Genomic DNA, 21798 nt, shown 5'->3' with positions numbered 1-21798 from the left:
GGCGCCGTCGTCACAGCGCCGTCGTCACAGCGCGCACTGGTCGGTGTCGACCTGCTGGGTGGCGGCGCGGCCCCGGTCGATGTCCGAGCGGATCTCGTCGACGGTGAGCGCGTAGCCGGTGTCCGGGTCGTCGAGCGACTTGGCGAAGATGACCCCGACGACCTCGCCCCGCGTGGTGAGGAGCGGTCCGCCCGAGTTGCCCTGGCGGACCGTCGTGTAGAGGGAGTAGACGTCGCGCTGGACGGTGGAGCGGCGGTAGATGTCGGGCCCGTTGGCCGGGATCTGTCCGCGCACCCGGGCGGCGCGCACGTCGTAGCCGCCGTTCTCGGGGAAGCCGGCGACGATGGCGCCGTCCCCGCTCTCCGCCCGCGCGGAGGCGAACCGCAGCGGGTCGGCCGGCAGGCCGGGGACGTCGAGGACCGCGATGTCGCGCTGCCAGTCGTAGAGCACCACGGTGGCGTCGTAGCGGCGGCCCTCGCCGCCGATCTGCACGGTGGGCTCGTCCACCCCTCCGACCACGTGCGCGTTGGTCATCACGCGTTGCCCGGCGAAGACGAAGCCGGTGCCTTCCAGCACCTTGCTGCAGCTAGTCGCGGTGCCCATGACCTTCACGATGGACCGCTTGGCCCGCACCGCCACGTCGCTGTTCACGAGCGCCGGGTCCGGCGGGTCGACCTCGCGGATCGGTTCGTTGGCGAAGGGGCTGAAGACCTGCGGGAAGCCGTTCTGGGCGAGCACCGAGGAGAAGTCGGCGAACCATGTGTCGGCCTGCTCCGGCAGGGTCCGGGAGACGCCGTGGAGCACCGTGGAGGAGCGGACCTGCTTGCCGACCGTCGGCAGCGTCGTACCGGCCAGTGCCGAGCCGATCAGCCAGGCCACCAGCAGCATCGCCACCACGTTGACCAGCGCGCCGCCCGTCGCGTCGAGCGCGCGGGCGGGCGACCAGGTGATGCGGCGGCGCAGCTTGCCGCCCCAGTGGGTGGTCAGCGCCTGCCCGACGGAGGCGCAGACGATCACCACGATCACCGCGACCACCGCCGCTACCGTGCTGACCTCGGACTTCTCGGTGAGGGCGTCCCAGAGGACCGGCAGCAGGTAGACGGCGATCAGGCCGCCGCCCAGGAAGCCGACCACCGACAGGATGCCCACCACGAAGCCCTGGCGGTATCCGACCACCGCGAACCAGGCGGCGGCGATCAGCAAAAGAATGTCCAGCACGTTCACCGCTTCACGCCTCGCCTCGTCCTCTCCCGGCCGCGCCACGCTCGCCAGGGCACCACGTCATCCATTTCCCGTCGGAGCCATGGTCATGACCTCCGGTCGAGGGTCACCTCGCGGTCGCGGTCCCAGGGCAGCTCCCAGCCCGCGAAGTGCAGCAGGCGGTCGATGATCCCGGCGGTGAACCCCCAGACGAGGGCGGACCGCACCAGGAAGGCCGGGCCGCGGTAGCCGCTCGGGTGCACCGCGACGGCACGGTTGCCGGCGTCGGTGAGCTCGGCGACGGGGACGTTGAACACCCGGGCCGTCTCCGCCGGATCGACCACGCGGACCGGGCTGGGCTCACGCCACCAGCCCAGGACGGGGGTCACCACGAAGCCGCTGACCGGGATGTAGAGCTTGGGCAGCGCGCCGAAGAGCTGGACGCCGGCCGGATCGAGGCCGGTCTCCTCCTCGGCCTCGCGCAGTGCGGCGCGGAGCGGGCCGTCGGTGTGGGGGTCGCCGTCCTCGGGGTCGAGGGAGCCGCCCGGGAAGGAGGGCTGGCCGGCGTGGGAGCGCAACGACCCGGAGCGCTCGGTCAGCAGGATCTCGGGGCCCTGCTCGCCCTCACCGAACAGGACCAGCACGGCGGACTGGCGGCCGCCGCCGTCCGCCGGGGGCAGGAAGCGGCTCAGCTGGCGCGGTTCGACCGTCTCCACGGCGTGGACCAGCGGGTCGAGCCAGGTGGGAAGGCCGTCGGCGGACAGACGGATCTCGCCGCCGGACACGGTCGTCCCGGCGCGGTCCGCATCGCTCGCCCGTGTCATCGCCGCCCTCCTTCCCCGGTCGACACCCCTCCGGTCGACGCCGGCCCGGTCGACGCCCCGTGGATCGACGCCCCGTGGGCCGACGCGGCGCGGTGCACCACCATGTGGCGCCCCTTCATGTGGTGCCCCGTCACGCGGGACGCCGTCACCTGGGACACCGTCGTACGGCACGACGCCGTGGGGAGCGACTCCGTGTGTCTCGCCGCCACATGGTTCGGCACCGCACGGTTCGCCGCCGCCTGATCCGACGCCGGGCGGTGCGGTGTCCCGCGGTGAGGCGTCCCGCATCCGGCCCATGGTTCTCCACGCCGGACCGCGCCGGCCGGTTCCCTCATTCCTTGCCCAGGGGCGGGGCGGGGATGCCCCCGTGGTCGAGATAGGACTGCGGAGGCTTGAGGCGCTGGCCCGGGAAGCCGCCCTTCTCGTACTTGAGGAGCTTCTTCGCCTTCTCCGGGTCCGTCTCGCCCTCCCCGTAGGCGGGACAGAGCTCGGCGACCGGGCAGGCGCCGCAGGCGGGCTTGCGGGCGTGGCAGATCCGGCGGCCGTGGAAGATCACATAGTGGGACAGCATGGTCCAGTCGCGCTTCGGGAAGAGCGTGCTGATCTCGGCCTCGATCTTCTCCGGCTCGGTGGCCCCGGTCCACTTCCAGCGCCTCACCAGGCGCATGAAGTGCGTGTCCGCGGTGATGCCGGGACGGCCGAACGCGTTCCCGAGCACGACGAAGGCGGTCTTGCGGCCCACACCGGGCAGTTTCACCAGGTCCTCGAGCCGACCGGGGACCTCGCCGCCGAACTCCTCCACCAATGCCTTGGACAGGCCCATCACCGAGCGGGTCTTGGCGCGGAAGAATCCGGTGGGACGGAGGATCTCCTCGACCGCCTCCGGGTCGGCCGCCGCCAGGTCCTCCGGGGTGGGGTACTTGGCGAAGAGGGCGGGGGTGGTCTGGTTGACCCTCAGGTCGGTCGTCTGGGCGGAGAGCACGGTTGCGACCAGCAGCTGGAACGGGTTCTCGAAGTCCAGCTCCGGATGCGCGTAGGGGTACACCTCGGCGAGCTCCCGGTACATCTTCCGGGCCCGCCTCACCAGCGCCACCCGGGACTCCGGTTTCCCCGCGGCAAGATGCGCGGCGGCGCCCTTCCCGGCGGGGGCGCTCGTCCGCCTGCGCGGCGCCTCCGGTGCGGCCCGGTCCGGCCGGCGAGCCTCGTCGTCCGCCACGTTCGTCGCTCCATTCGTGCTCTGTTCGCCGACGGCGGAATCACCCTGCCCGATCACCCGGTCGGCCCCCGCGGCCCGTGTAGTCGTCGGCGTTTCGGACACCCGGCCAGCCTAAGGCCCCGCACCGACATCCGCCTCGTACCCAGGGGATCGCGGCCCAATTGGGCCCCTGGCGCGATGTCTGGCACACCTGTGCGGCATCCTTGTGACAGATCACACTGTTTGGACCGTCCGGCAAACTGGGGAACTGGGACCCCTGGACTACCGGTGGTGCGGACGGTAACCCGGGGGGACCGGATTCCCTGAGCAGGTCGAATAGGAGAGATCTCGTGGACGACGTTCTGCGGCGCGCCCCGCTCTTCGCGGCGCTCGATGACGAGCAGGCCGCGGAGCTCCGCGCTTCGATGAGTGAGGTGACCCTCGCACGCGGCGACGCGCTGTTCCACGAGGGCGACCCCGGCGACCGCCTCTACGTGGTCACCGAGGGCAAGGTGAAGCTCCACCGGACGTCCCCGGACGGCCGCGAGAACATGCTGGCGGTCCTCGGCCCCGGTGAGCTGATCGGTGAACTGTCGCTCTTCGACCCGGGCCCGCGCACGGCGACCGCCACCGCGCTGACCGAGGTGAAGCTGCTGGGCCTCGGTCACAGCGACCTCCAGCCCTGGCTGAACGCCCGCCCCGAGGTGGCCGCCGCGCTGCTGCGCGCCGTCGCCCGGCGTCTGCGCAAGACCAACGACCAGATGTCCGACCTGGTCTTCTCCGACGTTCCGGGCCGCGTCGCCCGGGCGCTGCTGGACCTGTCGCGTCGTTTCGGCGTGCAGTCCGAGGAAGGCATCCACGTCGTCCACGACCTGACGCAGGAGGAGCTGGCCCAGCTGGTGGGCGCCTCCCGCGAGACGGTCAACAAGGCGCTGGCCGACTTCGCCGGCCGCGGCTGGCTGCGCCTGGAGGCGCGTGCGGTGATCCTGCTGGACGTCGAGCGCCTGGCGAAGCGGAGCCGCTGACCCGTCAGCCGGACGGGAGCGCGGGCCGGTCGGTCAGACCAGCCCGTGCTCCCGCAGGTACTCCAGCTGGGCGCGCACCGACAGCTCGGCCGCCGGCCACAGGCTGCGGTCCACGTCCGCGTACACGTGCGCCACGACCTCCCCGGAGGTCCGGCAGCCGCTCTCCACGGCGGTCTCCACCTGCGCCAGCCGGCTGGCCCGGTGCGCCAGGTAGTACTCGACCGCCCCCTGCGCGTCGTCGAGGACCGGCCCGTGTCCGGGAAGCACGGTGTGCACGCCGTCGTCAACCGTCAGGGACCGCAGGCGCCGCAGCGAGTCCAGGTAGTCGCCGAGCCGCCCGTCCGGATGGGCGACCATCGTGGTGCCGCGGCCCAGGACGGTGTCGCCGGTGAGCACCGCGCGGTCGGCCGGCAGGTGGAACGAGAGCGAGTCCGAGGTGTGGCCCGGGGTGGGCACCACCCGCATCTCCAGCCCTTCCAGTTCCACCACGTCGCCCCCGGCCAGGCCCTCGTCGCCGAGGCGCAGCGAGGGGTCGAGGGCGCGGACCTTGGTTCCGGTCAGTTCGGAGAAACGTTTCGCCCCCTCGGCGTGGTCGGCGTGGCCGTGCGTGAGCAGGGTCAGCCCGACGCGGCGGCCGGAGCGCTCCACGGTGGCGATCACGTTCGCCAGGTGGTCCTCGTCCAGCGGCCCGGGGTCGACCACGACCGCCAGGCGGGAGTCCGGCTCGGCGACGATCCAGGTGTTGGTGCCGTCCAGGGTCATCGGGGACGGGTTGGGCGCCAGCACGTTGACGGCGCGGGCGGTGGCGGGTCCCGAGCGGACGCCGCCGCGGGGCCGGCCCGGCAGGGCTGCTGCGTTCGTCATGCGGTCGGCCCCTCCGTCGCGTCGGCGGTCACCCGCTTGGTGAACTCGTCGTGTCCCGGCCAGGCCAGTTCCACCTCGCCGCCCACCAGCCGTGCCCGGGCCAGCACCGGTGCCATGTCCCGTTCCGGCGCGGCGGCCAGCGCCTCGGCGGCGGTCGTGTACGGCTCCAGGGTGCGGAGCGTGGAGATGGTGGGCGGCATCATCAGCAGCTCGCCCCGGTCGTACCCGGCCGCGGCGTCCGCGGGACGCGTCCAGACGGTGCGGTCGGCCTCGGTGGAGACGTCGCGGGCGCGCTGGCGCTCGGGGAGCACGGCGACGAAGAAGAAGGTGTCGTAGCGCCTGGTCTCGAACTCCGGGGTGATCCAGCGGGCCCAGGCGCCGAGCAGGTCGGAGCGGAGGACGAGGCCGCGGCGGTCGAGGAACTCGGCGAAGGAGAACTCGTGGGCGGCGAGGGCGGCCCGGTCCTTCTCCCACTCCTCGCCGGTGGTGTCACCGACCACGGTGTCCGCGGTCGGACCGGCCAGCAGGACCCCGGCCTCCTCGAAGGTCTCCCGCACGGCGGCGCAGACGACGGCCTGGGCGGCCGGCTCGTCGACGCCGAGGCGGGCGGCCCAGTCGGCGAGGGAGGGGCCGGCCCAGCGGACCAGGAGGTCGTCGTCGCGCGGGTCGACGCCGCCGCCGGGGTAGGCGTACGCACCGCCCGCGAAGGCCATGGAGGCGCGGCGGCGGAGCATGTGCACCACGGGGCCCTGTCCGGTGTCGCGCAGAAGCATCACGGTGGCCGCGCGGCGGGGGGTCACCGGTGTGAGGGTGCCGGCCGCGAGGGCGCGTATGCGTTCGGGCCACTCCGGGGGATACCACTGACCATTCGCCATGCGGGGAGGCTATCCGGAGCGGAACGAATCTTCGAGGGCTGGCCTCCCCGCGCCGGCGCCCGGTCGGCGGACCCGCGGTCCGTCCGGGCCCGCGGTTCTCCCCGTGCTTCGCTCCCTGTGCTTCGCTCCCCGTGCCGGGGACGGACGGTCCGGCGACCCGGCGGTCACCGGGCCCGCGCCCTGCGGCCGCGCCGCCCCACCTTCCCGGAGCGGCGCGTGGCCAGCCGTCCCGGGGCGGCGCGACGCCTGTTCGTTCTCCTGCGGGCGGCTGGACCGCCCAGGGGGTGACGGGGGTGCCCAGCGCATCCGGGACACCCCGTCACCCGCGACCCGCGGGGCGCATCGCCCACGGACGGACCGACGGATCCGCTCGCCCTGCCGGGTGCGGCACAACGCGCCGGGAGCAGGGCGGGGCGGGACGGTCAGGAGGGGATCAGTCGGTGAGTTCCGCCTGGATCTCGACCTCGACCGGGGCGTCGAGGGGCAGGACGGCCACGCCGACCGCGCTGCGGGCGTGGACGCCCTTGTCGCCGAAGACCTCGCCGAGCAGCTCGCTGGCGCCGTTGACGACGGCGGGCTGGCCCGTGAAGTCGGGGGCGGAGGCCACGAAGCCGACGACCTTCACCACCCGGGCGACGCGATCGAGGTCGCCGGCCACGGACTTCACCGCGGCCAGCGCGTTCAGCGCGCAGAGGCGGGCCAGTTCCTTGGCCTCCTCCGGCGTGACCTCGGCGCCGACCTTGCCGGTGACCCGCAGCTTGCCCTCGACCATCGGGAGCTGGCCGCTGGTGTACACGTACGCACCCGAGCGGACCGCCGGCTGGTAGGAGGCGAGCGGCGCGGCCACCTCGGGCAGCGTCACGCCCAGCTCGGCGAGACGGGCCTCGACGCTGCTCACGCCTGCTTCTCCCGCTTCAGGTAGGCCACCAGCTGCTCCGGGTTGGGCCCGGGCACCACCTGGACGAGCTCCCAGCCGTCTTCGCCCCAGGTGTCGAGGATCTGCTTCGTCGCGTGCACGAGGAGCGGCACGGTCGCGTATTCCCACTTCTTCATGGGGCGACTCTAACCGCTGGCGCCGCCGCCTCCTGAGTTGTCCACAGGGCGCGGAGCGCGTCCGGTTGTCCACAGGCACCGGCGTGAAGGAACCGCGAATGGTTAGGCTCGACGACGTGAGCAGGCTCCAGGTAGTCAGCGGCAAGGGCGGGACCGGGAAGACCACGGTCGCCGCCGCTCTCGCGCTCGCCCTCGCGACCGGGGGGAAGCGCACCCTACTGGTGGAGGTGGAGGGCCGTCAGGGCATAGCCCAGCTCTTCGAGACGGAGGCGCTGCCCTACGAGGAGCGGAAGATCGCGGTGGCTCCCGACGGCGGGGAGGTGCACGCACTCGCCATCGACCCCGAACTCGCCCTGCTGGACTACCTCCAGATGTTCTACAAGCTGGGCGGCGCCGGCCGGGCGCTGAAGAAGCTCGGCGCCATCGACTTCGCCACCACCATCGCCCCCGGCCTGCGGGACGTCCTGCTGACCGGCAAGGCGTGCGAGGCCGTGCGCCGCAAGGACAAGGCGGGTCGTTTCGTCTACGACCACGTGGTGATGGACGCCCCGCCGACCGGCCGGGTGACCCGCTTCCTCAATGTGAACGACGAGGTGGCCGGGCTCGCCAGGATCGGTCCGATACACCATCAGGCGCAGGCGGTCATGGGCGTGCTCAAGTCGCCGCAGACACAGGTGCACCTGGTGACGCTGCTGGAGGAGATGCCGGTCCAGGAGACGGCGGACGGCATCGCCGAGCTCCGCGCGGCGGGCCTGCCGACCGGCCGGGTCGTCGTCAACATGGTCCGTCCGGCCCTCCTCGACGGCGACGCGCTGGAGCTGGCCGGTTCGGTGCCGCGCGAGTCGGTGGCGCGCTCGCTGGCCGCGGCGGGCCTGGGCGGCGCCCGGCGGGGCGGAGCGGCGGAGCGCCTGGCGGAGCCCCTGCTGCGGCAGGCCGAGGAGTACGCGGAGCGGTACGGCCTGGAGCGGCGCCAGCGCGAGGCGCTGGACCGCGTCGGGCAGCCGCTCGCCGAACTGCCCCTGCTGACCGACGGTGTCGACCTGGCCGGCCTCTACGGGCTGGCCGCACTGCTGCGGACCCAAGGGATGTCATGAGCCTGGACCCCGAGCGCGAACTCGACCTGGACCCGCTGCTGGACGACCCGGACACCCGCATCGTGGTCTGCTGCGGGTCCGGAGGCGTCGGCAAGACGACGACCGCCGCGGCCCTGGGGCTGCGGGCCGCGGAGCGGGGCCGCAAGGTGGTCGTCCTGACCATCGACCCGGCCCGCCGGCTCGCCCAGTCGATGGGCATCGGCCAACTGGACAACACACCGCGCCGGGTGCCGGGCGTCGACGGAGCCGCGGGCGGCGAGCTGCACGCCATGATGCTCGACATGAAGCGCACCTTCGACGAGATCGTCGAGGCGCACGCCGACCCGGAGCGGGCCGCGGCCATCCTGGCCAACCCCTTCTACCAGTCGCTCTCCGCGGGCTTCGCCGGCACGCAGGAGTACATGGCGATGGAGAAGCTGGGCCAGCTGCGGGCGCGGGACGAGTGGGATCTGATCGTGGTGGACACCCCGCCCTCCCGCTCGGCGCTGGACTTCCTGGACGCCCCGGAGCGGCTCGGCTCGTTCCTCGACGGAAAGCTGATCCGGCTGCTCACCGCGCCGGCCAAGCTGGGCGGCCGGGCGGGCATGAAGTTCCTGAATGTCGGCATGTCGGTGATGACCGGCACCCTCGGCAAGCTGCTGGGCGGCTCGCTGCTGAAGGACGTGCAGACGTTCGTGGCGGCCATGGACACCACCCTGGGCGGCTTCCGCAGCCGCGCCGAGGCCACCTACCGGCTGCTGCAGGCGCCCGGTACGGCCTTCCTGGTGGTGGCCGCGCCGGAGCGGGACGCGCTCCGTGAGGCGGCGTACTTCGTGGAGCGACTGGCCGCCGAGCGGATGCCGCTGGCCGGTCTGGTGCTCAACCGTGTCCACGACAGCGACGCCGCCCGCCTGTCCGCCGAACGGGCGATCGCCGCGGCGGAAACGCTGGTGGCGGAAAATTTCCCGCCCGACGGCATTGTTGATCACACGAGCGGGAAAGAAGCGGGTAACTCACCCGATACACAAGGCAGTTCAGCTTCCTCTGCTCCGGACGGGCAACCGGATCAAGGCTCCCCCGCCACTTCCCGGCCCACGGCGCAGACCCCGACGGACATCGACCGGCTCACCGCCGGTCTGCTGCGCCTGCACGCCGAACGCATGCGCCTGATAGCCCGTGAGCAGCGCACACGGGACCGCTTCACGGCGCTCCACCCGGAGGTGCCGGTGACGGAGGTGCCCGCACTGGCCGGTGACGTGCACGACCTGGCGGGACTGCGGGACATCGGTGAGCGGCTGGCCGCTCCCCGCCCCGCCGACGCGCACCACCCCGGACCGGCCGGCGTCACCGCACAGGCCGCCGACCTGCCGGAGCAAGCGGCTTCCGCACACGCGGCGTCCGACGGCTCGGACGCTTCCGGACAGGCGGACGCCGGAGAGCAGACGGCGACGGCCGAGCAGGCGGGAACGGCGAAGCGGCGGCCCGGGGTCACTGCCTGACCCCGGCTCCCGCCCTCCACGGCCGCTCCGGCGGCGACTCACCGCACCCACGCGGTCGGTTCACCGCACCTGGGCCGGTCACTCACCGCACCTCGGCCGGTCAGCCCACCGCCGCGTAGCTCTCGTACGCCTCGCCGGCCTCGTCGAGCGGCAGGATTCCCGCCTCCCGCTCGTACTCCATGCGCGCCGTCTCCAGCAGGCGACGCCAAGAGGTCACGGTCGGCCGGCGGCGCAGCAGCGCTCGGCGCTCCCGCTCCGTCATGCCTCCCCACACGCCGAATTCGACGCGGTTGTCGAGCGCATCGGCCAGGCACTCCGTCCGCACCGGGCATCCGGTGCACACCGCCTTGGCCCTGTTCTGCGCTGCTCCTTGAACGAACAGTTCATCCGGATCGGTAGTGCGGCAGGCCGCCTGCGCACTCCAGTCGGTTACCCAGCCCATACCGGCGCCGTCCTCTCCCGAATCGAGGCTCCCCCACGGCGGCAGCGGCATATTCACCGCCGCCAGTTGAGGACGTTACGGAAGGTGGACAGAGTGCAACACCCCCGTCGGGCCCAATCTTGAATGGTCCGAACGGACTATGGGTAAGCGGCAGATCACCCGGAGGAGTGGCCTGGCGACAAATAGGATCATCGAGGCAGATCAGGGCGGACCGTCCCCCGCGAAAGGGGTTCCGGCCTCACGGAGGGATGATTCGGGCATCCCCCGGGAAGGAGATCTCGCGGTTCCGGAACGATCCGGGGCCGCCGGGCGTCCCGATATACGGGTCTGCGGCTCACCCGCTGTCGTGACAGCCGGGAGCAGCTTAGGCCAAGGCATTTACCTCTGTCCGGCAAACGAGAACGTAGGCTGCCCTCATGCCAAACAAGCGCTCGGGTGGAGGCCTGTCGCCAGTCCAGCAGGCCGCGAAGTTCCTCGGAGTCAGCGTCCTCGCCGGAGGCGTGCTGGCCGGTATCGCCCTGCCCGCCTTCGGAACCCTGGGGCTCGCGGCGAAGGGGTCCGTCGAGAGCTTCGACGAGATCCCGGCGAACCTGAAGACGCCACCGCTCAGTCAGCGCACCACCATCCTCGACGCCGACGGCGGCAAGATCGCGACCGTCTACTCCCGGGACCGCACCGTGGTGCCGCTGAAGAAGATGTCGCCGCACCTGCAGAAGGCGATCGTCGCGATCGAGGACGCCCGCTTCTACGAGCACGGCGCGGTCGACCTGAAGGGCATCCTGCGCGCGCTCAACAGCAACGCGCGCAGCGGCGAGGTCACCCAGGGCGCGTCGACGCTGACCCAGCAGTACGTGAAGAACGTCTTCGTCGAGGAGGCGGGCGACGACCCGGACAAGGTGGCGCAGGCCACCCAGCAGACCCTGGGCCGCAAGATCCAGGAGCTGAAGTACGCGATCCAGGTGGAGGAGGAGCTCGGGAAGAAGAAGATCCTCGAGAACTACCTCAACATCACCTACTTCGGGCAGTCCGCCTACGGCGTCGAGGCGGCCTCGCAGCGCTACTTCTCGAAGTCCGCCGACGACCTGGAACTGCAGGAGGCCGCCCTGCTGGCCGGCCTGGTCCAGTCGCCGACCCGCTACGACCCGGTCAACAACCCCAAGACCGCCGAGCAGCGGCGCAACGTCGTCCTGGACCGGATGGCGCAGGTCGGGGACATCTCGAAGGGCGAGGCCGCGGCGGCCAAGGAGAAGCCGCTGGGGCTGGAGATCAGCGCCCCCAAGAACGGCTGCATCACCGCCGTGAAGGGCGCCGCCTTCTTCTGCGACTACGTGCGCAACGTCTTCCTCACCGACCCCGCGTTCGGCAAGGACCGCGAGACCCGCGCCAAGCTGTGGAACCAGGGCGGCCTGACGGTGCGCACCACCCTGGACCCGCAGGCGCAGGAGTCCGCGCAGGCCTCGCTGAAGGGCCACGTCAACAAGGACGACGAGGTGGCGGCCGCGGCCACCATGGTCGAGCCCGGCACCGGCAAGATACTGGCGATGGGCCAGTCGAGGCCGTACGGCTCGAACGCCAAGGACCACGAGACGGTCATCAACTACTCGGTCGACCAGAAGATGGGCAACAGCACCGGTTTCCAGACCGGTTCGACCTTCAAGCCCTTCCTGGCCGCGGCCGCGATAGAGGGCGGCCTGCCGCTGGGCAAGGTCTACCCGTCCCCGAACAAGATGCCGTACCCGAAGGTGCGGGGCTGCAAGGAGACCTACAACCAGGGCGAGATGACGCAGAACGAGACGCCGGAGGAGGTCGGGCCGTACTCGCTGCAGGAGGCGATGAAGCTCTCGATCAACACCTACTTCGTCCAGATGGTCGGCGACCTCGGCCTCTGCCCCACCCTGGAGATGGCCGAGAAGATGGGCATCCGCACGGGCGACGGCAAGAAGCTCCCCGACGGCAAGCCCTCCATCGTCCTCGGCACTCCGTCGATCTCCCCGCTGACCATGGCCTCCGCGTACGCCACCTTCGCCTCGCGGGGCATGTACTGCTCGCCGGTCGCGATCGAGTCGGTCACCCAGAAGATCGGTGAGAAGAAGAAGAGCCTCGAGGTGCCGAAGTCGACCTGCAGGCGCGCGATGTCGGAGCGGACCGCGGACGCGGTCAACACCCTGCTCTCCGGCGTCACCGACTCCGGCACCGGCGCCCGTGCCGGTCTCAGTGACCGCGACAACGCCGGCAAGACCGGTACCACGGACTTCCGCAAGAACGCCTGGTTCGTCGGCTACACCCCGAACCTGTCCACCGCCGTGTGGCTCGGCGACCCGATGCAGCAGGTGAAGATGGTGAACATCACCATCGGCGGCACGTACTTCGCCAAGGTCTCCGGCGGCGCGGGTCCCGGCCCGATCTGGCGGCAGGCGATGTCCGGCGCCCTGCAGGGCAAGGAGGCCCCGTCCTTCCACACGGTGGAGATACCGGCCGACAAGCCCAAGGACAAGGGCGATGGCGAGGGCCGCGGTGAGGGCAGGCCCGGCGAGGGCCTGATCGCCGGTCTGTTCACCGGCGGCGGCAACGGCGACGGCGGCGTCACCACCATCGGCACCGACGGCGGGACGACCGACGGCGGCCTCACCCTCGGCGGTCTGACCGGCGGCACCACCGGGGACCTGACCGGGGGCACCACGGGGAACCCCAACGGCGGTGGCGTCCTGGGCGGCTTCGTCCAAGGCAACGACAACGGCGGCGGCAACGGGCCCTGACGCCCCTCACGCACAGCGTTCGGCCCCCTTCCCGCATGGTGCGGGAAGGGGGCCGAACGGCGTCGTGGGGCGGTGAGGTCAGAGCAGGCGCCTCTTCACCGCGGCGGCCACCCGGCCGCCCTCGGCGCGCCCGGCCACCTTCGGGTTCACGATCTTCATGACCTGGCCCATGGCCTTCGGTCCCTCGGCACCGGCCGCCCGCGCCTCCTCGACCGCCTGGCCCACCAGTTCGTCCAGCTCGTCGTCGCTCAGCTGCTGGGGCAGGTACTCGGCGAGCACCTCGCCCTCGGCCTTCTCCCGCTCGGCGCTCTCCGCGCGACCGCCCTGGGCGAACGCCTCCGCGGCCTCGCGGCGCTTCTTCGCCTCACGGGTGATCACCTTGAGGACCTCGTCGTCGGAGAGCTCGCGCTTCTCCGTACCGGCGACCTCCTCCTTGGTGATCGCGGTGAGGGTGAGCCGGAGCGTCGAGGAGCGCAGCTCGTCGCGCCCCTTGATCGCCGCGTTGAGGTCTTCCTGCAGCTTCGACTTGAGCGTGGTCATGGCTTGATTGTCGCAGGTGTGTCGCAGCGGACGCCCCTTGATTTACGGTCCTCGGGGCACCCTGACACGATGGAAGGCATGCGCGCGCTCTACAAGGTCCCCCTCGGCGTCACGGCGGTCGCCGCCGCCGGTCTCGTCTACTCCGCCGGGTTCGAGGCCCGTTCGTTCCGGCTCCGCCGGGTGACCGTTCCCGTCCTGCCCCCCGGAATGCGTCCGCTGCGCGTCCTTCAGGTCTCCGACATCCACATGGTGAGCGGGCAGCGCAAGAAGCAGCGCTGGCTGCGTTCGCTGGCGGGGCTGCGGCCCGACTTCGTCATCAACACCGGCGACAACCTCTCCGACACCGAGGGCGTGCCGGAGGTGCTGGACGCGCTGGAGCCGCTGATGGAGTTCCCGGGCGCCTACGTGTTCGGCTCCAACGACTACTACGGCCCGCGGCTCCGCAACCCCGCCAAGTACCTGGTCGAGAAGGTCCAGGGCAAGCACGGACTCAACGGCAACGAGCCCGTCACCGGCGCGATCCACAACCCCTGGGAGGGGCTGCGGGACGCGTTCGACGAGGCGGGCTGGCTGAACCTCACCAACACCCGCGGCACGCTGAAGGTCGACGGCGTCTCGATCGAGCTGACCGGCCTGGACGACCCGCACATCAAGCGGGACCGGTACGAGGAGGTCGCGGGCGGCCCGTCAGGAGCCGGTGACTTCTCCATGGGTGTGGTGCACGCCCCGTACCTGCGGTCGCTCGACGCGTTCACCACCGACGGCTATCCGCTGGTCCTGGCCGGGCACACGCACGGCGGGCAGCTCTGCATCCCCTTCTACGGCGCCCTGGTCACCAACTGCGACCTGGACACCGACCGGGTGAAGGGCCTGTCCACCCACACGGCCGGCGGCAACACGTCCTACCTGCACGTGTCGGCGGGCTGCGGAGCCAACCGGTACACCCCGTTCCGCTTCGCCTGCCCGCCGGAGGCGACGCTGCTGACGCTGGTCAGCAGCGACTGGGCGCTCTGACGGCGGCGCGGCGGCCCGGCGCCGCTCACCCGCCTCCCGGGGCCGCCCCGGGAGGCGCTCGCGGCGCACCGGGCCGGCACCGTGCCGTGCCGCGGACTGCACCGTGCCGTACCGCGGACCGGACCGTGCCGAGCCGCGGACCGGACCGTGCCGAGCCGCGGACCGGACCGGGCGGCGAACCGGACCGACCCGTGTCGCGAACCGTGCCGCGCCCCTTCCGTCCCCCGTTCGGACGCGCGAAATCGCCCGGTCCGCCCCCGCGCTGCCTAGCGTGAAGGCATGACCGCTCCCCTACCCAGGGACATCCCGGGCCTCCCCCCGGTACCGGGCAGGACCAGGCCGAGGTCCTCCTACGTCCCCCCGACAGCCGTCATACCCCTGACCCGCCGCCCCCTCACCGCACTGTTCCGCCTGTGCACCGCGACGGCGGCGGCGGGCGGCGTGGCCGTCTGCCTGGCGCTCGGCCGCCCCCTGCAGGCCCTCACCCACTTCACGGTGCAGGCCAACATCCTCCTGGCCGCCGTCACCCTGGTCTCCGCCCAGCGCGCCTGGAGCGCCGGCCGCCCCGTCAGGCCGGCCCTCACCGGCGCCGCCCTCCTCTACGTCCTGCTGGCGGCCCTGGCCCACGCCTTCGCCGTCCCCGGCCGCCCCGTCTTCTCCGACCCCGGGCCGGGCGCCCCCTGGGCCACCGTGGTCGCCCTGCTGCTCACCGTGGCCACCCCGCTCGCCGCCCTGCTGGACTGGCTCCTGCTGACCGCCCCCCGCACCCTGCGGCTGCGCCACGCCACCGTCTGGCTCGTCCATCCCCTGACCTACCTCGGCCTCACCCTGGTCCGCACCGTCCTGCTCCCCGCCGACGCGCCCGGCCGCGCCCCCTTCCCCTTCCTCGACGCCGGCCGCGAGGACACCCTCGGCGCCGTCGGCAACAGCCTCCTGACCGCCCTCGCCGCCTACGGCCTCGGCGTCCTCCTGGTCACCGTCGACCGCCTCTGCCCCGGGGTCGTCCGCAGCCGCCCGAAAACCGGATTTCGCCTCAGGCCACCGGTGGGCTAAAGTAAACGTCGTCGCCGCGGGAACGCGGAGATGATCGGGGTGTAGCGCAGCTTGGCAGCGCGCTTCGTTCGGGACGAAGAGGTCGTGGGTTCAAATCCCGCCACCCCGACAGTGATCAGAGGGCCTGGTGCGCACGTTGCGCACCAGGCCCTCTGACGTGTTGCCGATCAGCCCTCGTCCTCGGTCCACGGCCGGCGTCGGCCGAGCGGCCGTGGTGGTCGACCGGTCCGGCGAGGGCGTCCGTCCGGGCCGGGCCCGGGCCCCCGGCGAGGGCCCGGGCCCCCGGCGAGGGGCCGAGGGCTCGGGCCGGGGCGGCGTCAGCTCGTCCGGGGCTGGAGGAACCGGGCCAGGAGGTCGTCCAGGCTGACCATGCCGGTGAGGCGGCCGGAGTCGTCCCGGACCACGGCCAGCGACGCGCGGTGCCGGCGCAGCAGGTCGATCGCGTCGGCGACGGTGGCGTGGCCGGGCAGCTCGGGCACCGGGCGGGCCAGGGCCCTGGCGTCGGTGACGCGTCCGCGGGAGCGGGCGACCATGGCGTCACGGGCGTGGACCGAGCCGGTGAACGAGTCCCGCGCGCGGACCAGGAGCCGAGTGCGGCCGCTCGCCGCCGCGACCCGCAGGATCTCGTCGACGTCCGCGCCGGCGTCGACCGAGGTGATGCGGGAGGTCGGCACCTGGAGCTCGGCGACCGGGGTCTCGGGCTCCGTCAGCGAACGGGTCAGCAGTTCCGAGTCGGTCTGGCTGATCAGGCCGAGCCGCTGGGACTCCGTCACCAGGTGGGTGAGCTGTTCCCGGTTGTGGACCGAGGCCAGCTCGTCGCGCGGGGTGACCCGGCACAGCCGCACCAGGCCGTTGCTCAGGGCGTTGAGCAGGCGGATCAGCGGCCGTACCGCCTTCACCACGCCCCGGAAGGGCGGGGAGAGCAGCATGGCGGAGCGCTCCGGGTGGGCGATGGCCCATGACTTGGGCGCCATCTCACCGACCACCATGTGCAGGAACACCACCACGATCATCGCCACGGCGAACGCGATGCCGTAGCTGAGCCCGCTGGGCAGGCCCAGGCGGTGGAGCAGCGGGTCGAGTTCGTGGGAGATCGCGGGCTTGGACACCGATCCGAGGCCCAGGGTGCAGACGGTGATGCCGAGCTGGGCGCCGGCCAGCATCAGGGACAGCTCCCGCATGCCGGCCAGGGCGGCCCCGGCTCCGCGCCGGTTCTCGGCCGCCGCCTTCTCCATCCGGTGCCGCTTGGCGGCGACCAGGGCGAACTCGGCGGCCACGAAGAAGCCGCTGCCGACCAGCAGCAGGACGGTGACGAGGATCGCCATCGGGAAACTCATGCCGGGACCTCCGTCTCCGCCCCGGCCCCGGCCTCGGCCTCGGGCAGTTCGATCCGCACGCGGTCGGGGACGTGCCGGTCGAGGGTGCGGACCTCGATCAGCGCCGCGCCACCCCTGGGCAGGTCGACGGTGAGCCGGTCCCCGACGGCCGGGAAGCGGCCGAGGCGGTCGACGACCAGGCCGGCCACGGTGTCGTAGTCCTCCTCCTCGGGCAGTTCGACGCCGGTGGCCTCGGCCACCTCGTCCAGGCGGCGCCCGGCGTCCACCAGCCAGCCTCCGCCGTCGGCCACGGCGACCTCGGTGACCGTGTCGGTCTCGTCGGCGATGTCGCCGATCAGTTCCTCCGCCATGTCCTCGTACGTGACGATGCCCGCCACGCCGCCGTGCTCGTCGAGGACGACCGCGAACTCGTCGTCCCGCTCGCGCATCCGGGTGACGGCGTCGGGCAGCGGGAGGGTGTCCGGCAGGAGCAGCGGACGCCGGGCGAGCGCGCCCGCCGTGGCGTCCCGGAGGCGGCCGGCCGGTTCACGCATCAGCTCGTTGACGCCGAGCACGCCGATGATCTCGTCGGGGTGGTCGCCCAGCACCGGGTAGTTGGAGTGGCCGTGCCGGGCGATCAGGCCGACGGCCTCGGCGGCCGTCGCGTCCTCGCGGACGAAGACGGCGTCCACCCGGGGCACCATCACCTGGTGGAGGGTCCGGTCGGAGAACTCCAGGGCGTGGTCGAGGAGGGCGGCGGTGTCCTCCGGCAGGGCGCCCCGCTCGTGGGACTCGCCGATCAGGTGGCCCAGTTCCTCCAGCGTGGCGCCGTGGTGCAGTTCCTCGACCGGTTCGATGCCGACCCTGCGGAGCAGCCGGTTCGCGGCGCCGTCGAAGATCCGTACCACCGGGCCGACGATCCTCAGGTAGAGCAGCGTGGAGCGCGCGAGGGACTTCGCCAGGCGCTCCGGGACGGCGATGGCGAGGTTCTTCGGGGCGAGTTCGCCCAGCACCATCTGCACGACCGTGGCCAGCACGAAGGCCAGTACGACGGAGACCGCGCCCACCGCGGCGTCGGGCAGGCCCGCACCCGTCAGGGCGGGCCTGAGCAGGGCGGAGACGGACGGTTCGGCGATGAAGCCGACGACCAGTCCGGTCACGGTGATGCCGAGCTGGGCGCCCGACAGCATGAACGACAGCCGCTCCAGCACCTTCAGCGCGCGGGCGGCCTTCCGGTCCCCGGCTTCGGCGTCACGGGCCAGTGCGAGGCGGTCGGCGGAGACGTAGGCGAACTCCTGGGCGACGAAGTAGCCGGTGCCCGCGGTCAGGACGAAGACGGCCAGCAGGCCCAGGAGAGCGTTTGCGGCACTCATCGAACACCATCCCGCCGCGTGCCGTGCTCAGGAAGTGCCTGGCGGAATGGTCGGGGACTGTGCCCCGGGGGGTCCGTCGGTCTGGCGGACAAGAGTGGCTCCTTTTCCTTCCGGATTGTTCCGGGACGACGGTTGCGGCCGGGGCCGCGTTCCCCGCCGTCACCTCCGTGCCCGTACGACGCGGCTCCGCCTCGTACCGGGACATCCTATGCTTCTACTCGCCTGTAGAAGATGGGACGGCGGACGAACCGCCGTGCGTCAGCCCTGTCCGGGCGAACGGCGACATCACAACGACACCCAGAGGAAGTGGACGCTCGCATGGTGTTCAGACGACTGCTCGGCTCGCTCGGCGTGGGGGGACCCTCCGTCGACACGGTCCTCACCCCCGGACCCGCCCTGCCCGGCTCGGAGCTCACCGGGCAGGTGCACGTCGAGGGCGGCGGCGCCGACTTCGACATCGAGCACATCTCGCTGGAGCTGGTGGCCCGCGTCGAGGCGGAGCACGCCGAGGGGGAGGGCGAGGGAACCGTCACCTTCGCCCGGTACACCGTCGGCGGCGGTTTCCGGCTCGCGGCGGGCGAGCGGCGGAGCGTGCCGTTCAGCGTGACGCTGCCGTGGGAGACGCCGGTCACGGAACTGTACGGGCAGCCGCTGGGGATCGCGCTGGGCGTGCGCACGGAGCTGGCGGTGGCGGGCGCCAGGGACAAGGGCGATCTCGACCCCCTCGCGGTGGGCCCCCTGCACGTCCAGGAGGCAATCCTCGAGGCCTTCGGCCGGCTCGGCTTCGGCTTCCGCTCGGCCGACCTGGAGTACGGCCGCATCGGCGGCACGGGACAGCGGCTGCCCTTCCACCAGGAGATCGAGATCACCCCGCCGCCCGGCCACGCGCACCAGGTGAGCGAGATCGAGATCACCTTCCTGGCGAACCCCGGCGGCGTGGAGGTCGTCCTGGAGGCCGACAGGCGCGGCGGCCTCCTCTCCCCCGGCCACGGCGCGCTCGCCCGGTTCACCGTCGGCCACCACGACGCCCGCGACTGGGAGGCCGAGGTCGACGGCTGGATCCGGCAGCTCCTCGGGCGCCGGGCGGCGTACGCCCCGCACGGCGGGTACGACCACGCGGCGTCCCACCCGGACCCCGGCCACCTCTCGGACCACCACGGCCACCACGGCCACCACGACGACGGTGACCACCACCGCTCCGGGCCCGGGGCGGGCGCCGCCGTCGCCGCCGGAGCCGCGGGACTGGCGGTCGGCGTGGCCGGCGGGATGGTCGCGGCCGAGGTCGTCGACGAGATCGGGGACTTCTTCGAGGGGGACGAGGAGGAAGAGGCGTGACGCCGGCGTCGTGATCGGCGGAGCCGGCGGGGACCTCGACGAGGCCGGGCAGCCGGTGGCGCGCGCCGCGCCCTGGAGGCCCCGCCGCACGGCGGGGCCTCCGGCCCCGGGCGGACGACGCGCCCTTCCCAGGCCGGGCCGGCGCCCGGCCGGGGAAGGGAGGCGGTCAGAGGGGTGTGGCGGCGTACAGGATGAGGGTCATGGTGACGGCCGCGTTGGCGGAGGACATCGCCGACACGGCGGTCGCCGCGGCCGCTCCCCAGGCCGCGAGCCCGACGGTGGTGAAGAGCGACGGCCAGCGGCGTGCGGCCGGAGCCGGGCCGAGGAGGGCCGCCACCCGGCGCGGCACCGGTCCCGCGACGGCGAAGCCGGGCAGGGCGGCCGGTGACGGGCCGCGGGAGACCAGGGCCGCCCTGCCGATCGCGTGGGCCACGGTCCGGCGGCTGCCGACCGCCTGCGCGGCGTCCTCGTCCGCCCACCGCTCCGTCGTGTACGACACCGCGGTGCGCAGCGGCCGCAGGAACGGGTTGGCCTGCGCCGCCAGGCGCACCGCGAGGAGGAAGCGGTGGTGGCGGGCCGCGAGATGGGACCGCTCGTGGGCGAACAGCGCCCGCCGCTCGGCCGACCGCAGGCTGTCGAGGAGGGCGGTGGTGACCACCACGCGGCCCCTCCGGCCGCCGCCGGGAAGCGCGTACGCGTACGGGGCGTCGTCCCGCAGCACCGCGACCTCCGTGTCCGGCAGACCGGCCAGCGCACGGTGGGCGCGGCACCGCGTCCGGCCGTGCCGCCACAGCGTCCGGCCGCACAGGACGAGCACCGCGCACAGGGCGGGAATCGCCGCCTTCCCGGCCACCTCGTCGTAGGGGACCGCCTCCCGCACCTCGGGGTCCGACCAGCCGTCCGGCAGCGGGTTCCCGGGCAGCTGCGCGGTGCCGACCACCATCAGCAGGCCCAGGCAGACCGTGCTGCAGGCCGCCATCACCGCGGCGACCACGGTCAGCAGCCGTGTCGCGGTCCGCGGGTGCAGCCGTTGCTCGGCGAGGCGGGCCACCGGCCAGGCCGTCAGCGGCAGCACCAGCGGCAGGAAGACGAACACCCCCATGAGGTCAGTCGTCCCCTTCGCTCCCCGGCCGGTCGAGGAGCTCCCGCAGCAGGCGCTCGTCGTCCGGTCCGAGACCGGTGACGAAGCTGGCCAGCACGGCCTCCCGGTCGTTCTCCGCGTCCAGCACCCGGCGCATCTTCCGGGCGGCCAGACCGGCGTGGTCCGACGCCGGCGTCCAGGCGAACGACCGCCCGGCGCGCTCCCGGGTGACCGCGCCCTTGGCCAGCAGCCTGGTCAGGATGGTGACCACGGTGGTGTAGGCGAGGCCGCCGCCCAGGCGTTCCTGCACCCAGCCGGCCGTCGCCGGACCGTCCGCCTCCTGCAGGGCCGACAGGACCAGCGCCTCCAGCTCCCCCTGCCCCCGCCGCCGGGATGCCCGCTGCTCCGCCACGTCCCGATCTCCCTTCCGCCGCCGCCCGTTTCCCGGGCCGACATCGTATAGACCTCCGCGGAACCCACCGCCGCCGGCGGAGGCCCGCGGCCGGCGGCCACCCCCCTCGACCGATGTTCTACATGCATGTAGATTCAGGCTCGTCCCCGAGGGCGCGCCCGCCCGGACCGACGACGGGGACCGAGAGGAGCGCACGACATGGGCGTCATCGCATGGCTGGTGCTGGGACTGCTGGCAGGAGCCGTCGCCAAGGCCCTCCTGCCCGGACGCGACCCGGGCGGCTGCCTCGGCACGACCGCCATCGGCATCGCCGGAGCCTTCCTCGGCGGCTGGCTCTCCTCCGAACTCTTCGACCGGCCCGTGCAGCGCGCGTTCTTCGACCTCGCGACCTGGGGCTCGGCGATCGCGGGCGCCCTGCTGCTGCTGATCGCCTACCGCCTGCTGTTCGGCCGCGCCCGGGGCTGACCCGGCCCACCGGGGTCGTCACCGGCGCCTTCGCCCTCCCCTCCACCGGCCCGCCCGGGCACTCCCCAAGGAGCACGGACACCATGCTCGGTCTCAGCGAACTGGCCGTCGTCCTCATCGTCGTGATCGTCCTCCTCTGCGCCAGGAAGCTTCCCGGACTGGCCCGCTCCGCGGGCAGGTCGGCACGCATCCTCAAGGCGGAGGCCCGCGCCATGAAGGAGGAGAGGCGCAAGGAGGCGCGGGCGGAGCCGCGTCCCGCGGAGACGGCGCCCTCCTCCCCTCCCCGGATCGTCCGGGGAGAGGTGCTTCCGCCCGCCTCCGACCGCACCGGGGAACCGGGGCGGGGGACCGCGCCGCCGAGGTAGGGGTGGTCCGTGCCCGGGGCCCGCCCGGTGCCACGCCG

General features: G+C 72.9%; 22 protein-coding genes and 1 tRNA gene. 10 read left to right on the top strand and 13 right to left on the bottom strand.

Annotation, left to right across the window (positions count from 1 at the left end; translation table 11 throughout):
• Positions 1 to 24: 24 nt before the first annotated feature.
• The 3 genes from A2U95_RS11660 to nth form a co-directional block, all read right to left on the bottom strand.
• A complete protein-coding gene (locus tag A2U95_RS11660; protein WP_166025085.1) occupies positions 25 to 1224 on the bottom strand; it encodes a MarP family serine protease in 1200 nt (399 codons plus the stop codon).
• A gap of 83 nt (positions 1225 to 1307) precedes the next feature.
• Complete coding sequence (locus tag A2U95_RS11655) at positions 1308 to 2024, bottom strand: NUDIX hydrolase (RefSeq protein WP_166022063.1); 717 nt, start codon at positions 2022 to 2024, stop codon at positions 1308 to 1310.
• 331 nt (positions 2025 to 2355) lie between these two features.
• Entirely contained in the window at positions 2356 to 3240 is an 885-nt protein-coding gene (gene nth, locus A2U95_RS11650) for an endonuclease III (RefSeq protein WP_240957287.1), read from the bottom strand.
• Positions 3241 to 3569: 329 nt separating this feature from the next.
• Between nth and A2U95_RS11645 the strand changes: the two genes are divergently transcribed.
• Complete coding sequence (locus tag A2U95_RS11645; RefSeq protein ID WP_108956964.1) at positions 3570 to 4244, top strand: Crp/Fnr family transcriptional regulator; 675 nt, start codon at positions 3570 to 3572, stop codon at positions 4242 to 4244.
• Positions 4245 to 4277: 33 nt separating this feature from the next.
• Here the strand turns inward: A2U95_RS11645 and A2U95_RS11640 are convergent, their stop codons facing one another.
• The 4 genes from A2U95_RS11640 to A2U95_RS11625 all read right to left on the bottom strand — a co-directional run bounded on the left by A2U95_RS11640 (position 4278) and on the right by A2U95_RS11625 (position 7036).
• Positions 4278 to 5108, bottom strand: a complete 831-nt coding sequence (locus A2U95_RS11640) for an MBL fold metallo-hydrolase (protein ID WP_166022061.1) — start codon at positions 5106 to 5108, stop codon at positions 4278 to 4280.
• Positions 5105 to 5983: an NUDIX hydrolase gene (locus tag A2U95_RS11635; RefSeq protein WP_166022060.1), complete on the bottom strand. Its 879-nt coding sequence runs from the start codon at positions 5981 to 5983 to the stop codon at positions 5105 to 5107. The genes A2U95_RS11640 and A2U95_RS11635 overlap by 4 nt, the downstream gene beginning before the upstream one ends.
• Before the next feature lie 433 nt (positions 5984 to 6416).
• The gene (locus A2U95_RS11630) at positions 6417 to 6881 is read right to left on the bottom strand and encodes a RidA family protein (RefSeq protein ID WP_166022059.1); all 465 of its coding nucleotides are present in this window, start codon (positions 6879 to 6881) and stop codon (positions 6417 to 6419) included.
• Entirely contained in the window at positions 6878 to 7036 is a 159-nt protein-coding gene (locus A2U95_RS11625) for a Sp36 family protein (protein ID WP_107473408.1), read from the bottom strand. The genes A2U95_RS11630 and A2U95_RS11625 overlap by 4 nt, the downstream gene beginning before the upstream one ends.
• A 116-nt stretch (positions 7037 to 7152) precedes the next feature.
• On the opposite strand from A2U95_RS11625, the gene bagA reads away from it, so the two are divergent.
• On the top strand, positions 7153 to 8130 hold the full coding sequence (bagA, locus tag A2U95_RS11620) for an ATPase BagA (RefSeq protein ID WP_166022058.1): 978 nt from the start codon (positions 7153 to 7155) through the stop codon (positions 8128 to 8130).
• The gene (gene bagB / locus A2U95_RS11615) at positions 8127 to 9608 is read left to right on the top strand and encodes an ATPase BagB (RefSeq protein WP_240957286.1); all 1482 of its coding nucleotides are present in this window, start codon (positions 8127 to 8129) and stop codon (positions 9606 to 9608) included. Before bagA ends, bagB begins: the two co-directional genes overlap by 4 nt.
• Positions 9609 to 9708: 100 nt before the next feature.
• Here bagB and A2U95_RS11610 read toward each other — a convergent pair whose 3' ends face one another.
• Positions 9709 to 10050, bottom strand: a complete 342-nt coding sequence (locus A2U95_RS11610) for a WhiB family transcriptional regulator (protein ID WP_206282967.1) — start codon at positions 10048 to 10050, stop codon at positions 9709 to 9711.
• 416 nt (positions 10051 to 10466) lie between these two features.
• On the opposite strand from A2U95_RS11610, the gene A2U95_RS11600 reads away from it, so the two are divergent.
• A complete protein-coding gene (locus A2U95_RS11600) occupies positions 10467 to 12806 on the top strand; it encodes a transglycosylase domain-containing protein (protein ID WP_166022057.1) in 2340 nt (779 codons plus the stop codon).
• Positions 12807 to 12884: 78 nt separating this feature from the next.
• Here the strand turns inward: A2U95_RS11600 and A2U95_RS11595 are convergent, their stop codons facing one another.
• Entirely contained in the window at positions 12885 to 13346 is a 462-nt protein-coding gene (locus tag A2U95_RS11595) for a GatB/YqeY domain-containing protein (RefSeq protein WP_166022056.1), read from the bottom strand.
• A 78-nt stretch (positions 13347 to 13424) separates the two neighbouring features.
• Here A2U95_RS11595 and A2U95_RS11590 point away from each other — a divergent pair, with 78 nt between their 5' ends.
• The 3 genes from A2U95_RS11590 (at position 13425) to A2U95_RS11580 (ending at position 15522) form a co-directional block, all read left to right on the top strand.
• Entirely contained in the window at positions 13425 to 14360 is a 936-nt protein-coding gene (locus A2U95_RS11590) for a metallophosphoesterase (protein WP_166025079.1), read from the top strand.
• A gap of 279 nt (positions 14361 to 14639) precedes the next feature.
• Positions 14640 to 15413, top strand: coding sequence for a Pr6Pr family membrane protein (locus A2U95_RS11585; RefSeq protein WP_166022055.1), 774 nt, complete (start codon positions 14640 to 14642; stop codon positions 15411 to 15413).
• 35 nt (positions 15414 to 15448) lie between these two features.
• Positions 15449 to 15522, top strand: a tRNA-Pro gene (locus tag A2U95_RS11580).
• A 208-nt stretch (positions 15523 to 15730) separates the two neighbouring features.
• Here A2U95_RS11580 and A2U95_RS11575 read toward each other — a convergent pair.
• Both A2U95_RS11575 and A2U95_RS11570 read right to left on the bottom strand, forming a co-directional pair.
• Complete coding sequence (locus A2U95_RS11575; RefSeq protein WP_166022054.1) at positions 15731 to 16750, bottom strand: hemolysin family protein; 1020 nt, start codon at positions 16748 to 16750, stop codon at positions 15731 to 15733.
• A complete protein-coding gene (locus A2U95_RS11570; RefSeq protein ID WP_166022053.1) occupies positions 16747 to 18102 on the bottom strand; it encodes a hemolysin family protein in 1356 nt (451 codons plus the stop codon). Before A2U95_RS11570 ends, A2U95_RS11575 begins: the two co-directional genes overlap by 4 nt.
• Positions 18103 to 18420: 318 nt before the next feature.
• On the opposite strand from A2U95_RS11570, the gene A2U95_RS11565 reads away from it, so the two are divergent.
• A complete protein-coding gene (locus A2U95_RS11565) occupies positions 18421 to 19437 on the top strand; it encodes a sporulation protein (protein WP_166022052.1) in 1017 nt (338 codons plus the stop codon).
• A 166-nt stretch (positions 19438 to 19603) separates the two neighbouring features.
• Here the strand turns inward: A2U95_RS11565 and A2U95_RS11560 are convergent, their stop codons facing one another.
• Entirely contained in the window at positions 19604 to 20539 is a 936-nt protein-coding gene (locus A2U95_RS11560; protein WP_166022051.1) for a M56 family metallopeptidase, read from the bottom strand.
• A 4-nt stretch (positions 20540 to 20543) separates the two neighbouring features.
• Positions 20544 to 20930 (bottom strand): BlaI/MecI/CopY family transcriptional regulator, encoded by a 387-nt coding sequence (locus A2U95_RS11555; protein WP_166022050.1) that lies wholly within the window; start codon positions 20928 to 20930, stop codon positions 20544 to 20546.
• Positions 20931 to 21128: 198 nt separating this feature from the next.
• Between A2U95_RS11555 and A2U95_RS11550 the strand changes: the two genes are divergently transcribed.
• Positions 21129 to 21395 (top strand): GlsB/YeaQ/YmgE family stress response membrane protein, encoded by a 267-nt coding sequence (locus A2U95_RS11550; RefSeq protein ID WP_166022049.1) that lies wholly within the window; start codon positions 21129 to 21131, stop codon positions 21393 to 21395.
• Positions 21396 to 21478: 83 nt separating this feature from the next.
• Positions 21479 to 21760, top strand: coding sequence for a twin-arginine translocase TatA/TatE family subunit (locus A2U95_RS11545; protein ID WP_166022048.1), 282 nt, complete (start codon positions 21479 to 21481; stop codon positions 21758 to 21760).
• Positions 21761 to 21798: the final 38 nt, after the last annotated feature.

The organism is Streptomyces chilikensis (assembly GCF_001642695.1).
Lineage (GTDB): Bacteria > Actinomycetota > Actinomycetes > Streptomycetales > Streptomycetaceae > Streptomyces > Streptomyces chilikensis.
Note: the sequence above shows the minus strand (reverse complement) of the source record. Positions and strands in the feature narration are given on the sequence as shown.

Bases quoted from the DNA above. Each gene is read 5' to 3' on its own strand.
- A2U95_RS11655 (WP_166022063.1), bottom strand. From the start codon at position 2,024: ATGACACGGGCGAGCGATGCGGACCGCGCCGGGACGACCGTGTCCGGC.
- A2U95_RS11640 (WP_166022061.1), bottom strand. From the start codon at position 5,108: ATGACGAACGCAGCAGCCCTGCCGGGCCGGCCCCGCGGCGGCGTCCGC.
- A2U95_RS11635 (WP_166022060.1), bottom strand. From the start codon at position 5,983: ATGGCGAATGGTCAGTGGTATCCCCCGGAGTGGCCCGAACGCATACGC.
- A2U95_RS11625 (WP_107473408.1), bottom strand. From the start codon at position 7,036: ATGAAGAAGTGGGAATACGCGACCGTGCCGCTCCTCGTGCACGCGACG.
- bagB (WP_240957286.1), top strand. From the start codon at position 8,127: ATGAGCCTGGACCCCGAGCGCGAACTCGACCTGGACCCGCTGCTGGAC.
- A2U95_RS11610 (WP_206282967.1), bottom strand. From the start codon at position 10,050: ATGGGCTGGGTAACCGACTGGAGTGCGCAGGCGGCCTGCCGCACTACC.
- A2U95_RS11600 (WP_166022057.1), top strand. From the start codon at position 10,467: ATGCCAAACAAGCGCTCGGGTGGAGGCCTGTCGCCAGTCCAGCAGGCC.
- A2U95_RS11595 (WP_166022056.1), bottom strand. From the start codon at position 13,346: ATGACCACGCTCAAGTCGAAGCTGCAGGAAGACCTCAACGCGGCGATC.
- A2U95_RS11590 (WP_166025079.1), top strand. From the start codon at position 13,425: ATGCGCGCGCTCTACAAGGTCCCCCTCGGCGTCACGGCGGTCGCCGCC.
- A2U95_RS11585 (WP_166022055.1), top strand. From the start codon at position 14,640: ATGACCGCTCCCCTACCCAGGGACATCCCGGGCCTCCCCCCGGTACCG.
- A2U95_RS11575 (WP_166022054.1), bottom strand. From the start codon at position 16,750: ATGAGTTTCCCGATGGCGATCCTCGTCACCGTCCTGCTGCTGGTCGGC.
- A2U95_RS11570 (WP_166022053.1), bottom strand. From the start codon at position 18,102: ATGAGTGCCGCAAACGCTCTCCTGGGCCTGCTGGCCGTCTTCGTCCTG.
- A2U95_RS11565 (WP_166022052.1), top strand. From the start codon at position 18,421: ATGGTGTTCAGACGACTGCTCGGCTCGCTCGGCGTGGGGGGACCCTCC.
- A2U95_RS11560 (WP_166022051.1), bottom strand. From the start codon at position 20,539: ATGGGGGTGTTCGTCTTCCTGCCGCTGGTGCTGCCGCTGACGGCCTGG.
- A2U95_RS11550 (WP_166022049.1), top strand. From the start codon at position 21,129: ATGGGCGTCATCGCATGGCTGGTGCTGGGACTGCTGGCAGGAGCCGTC.
- A2U95_RS11545 (WP_166022048.1), top strand. From the start codon at position 21,479: ATGCTCGGTCTCAGCGAACTGGCCGTCGTCCTCATCGTCGTGATCGTC.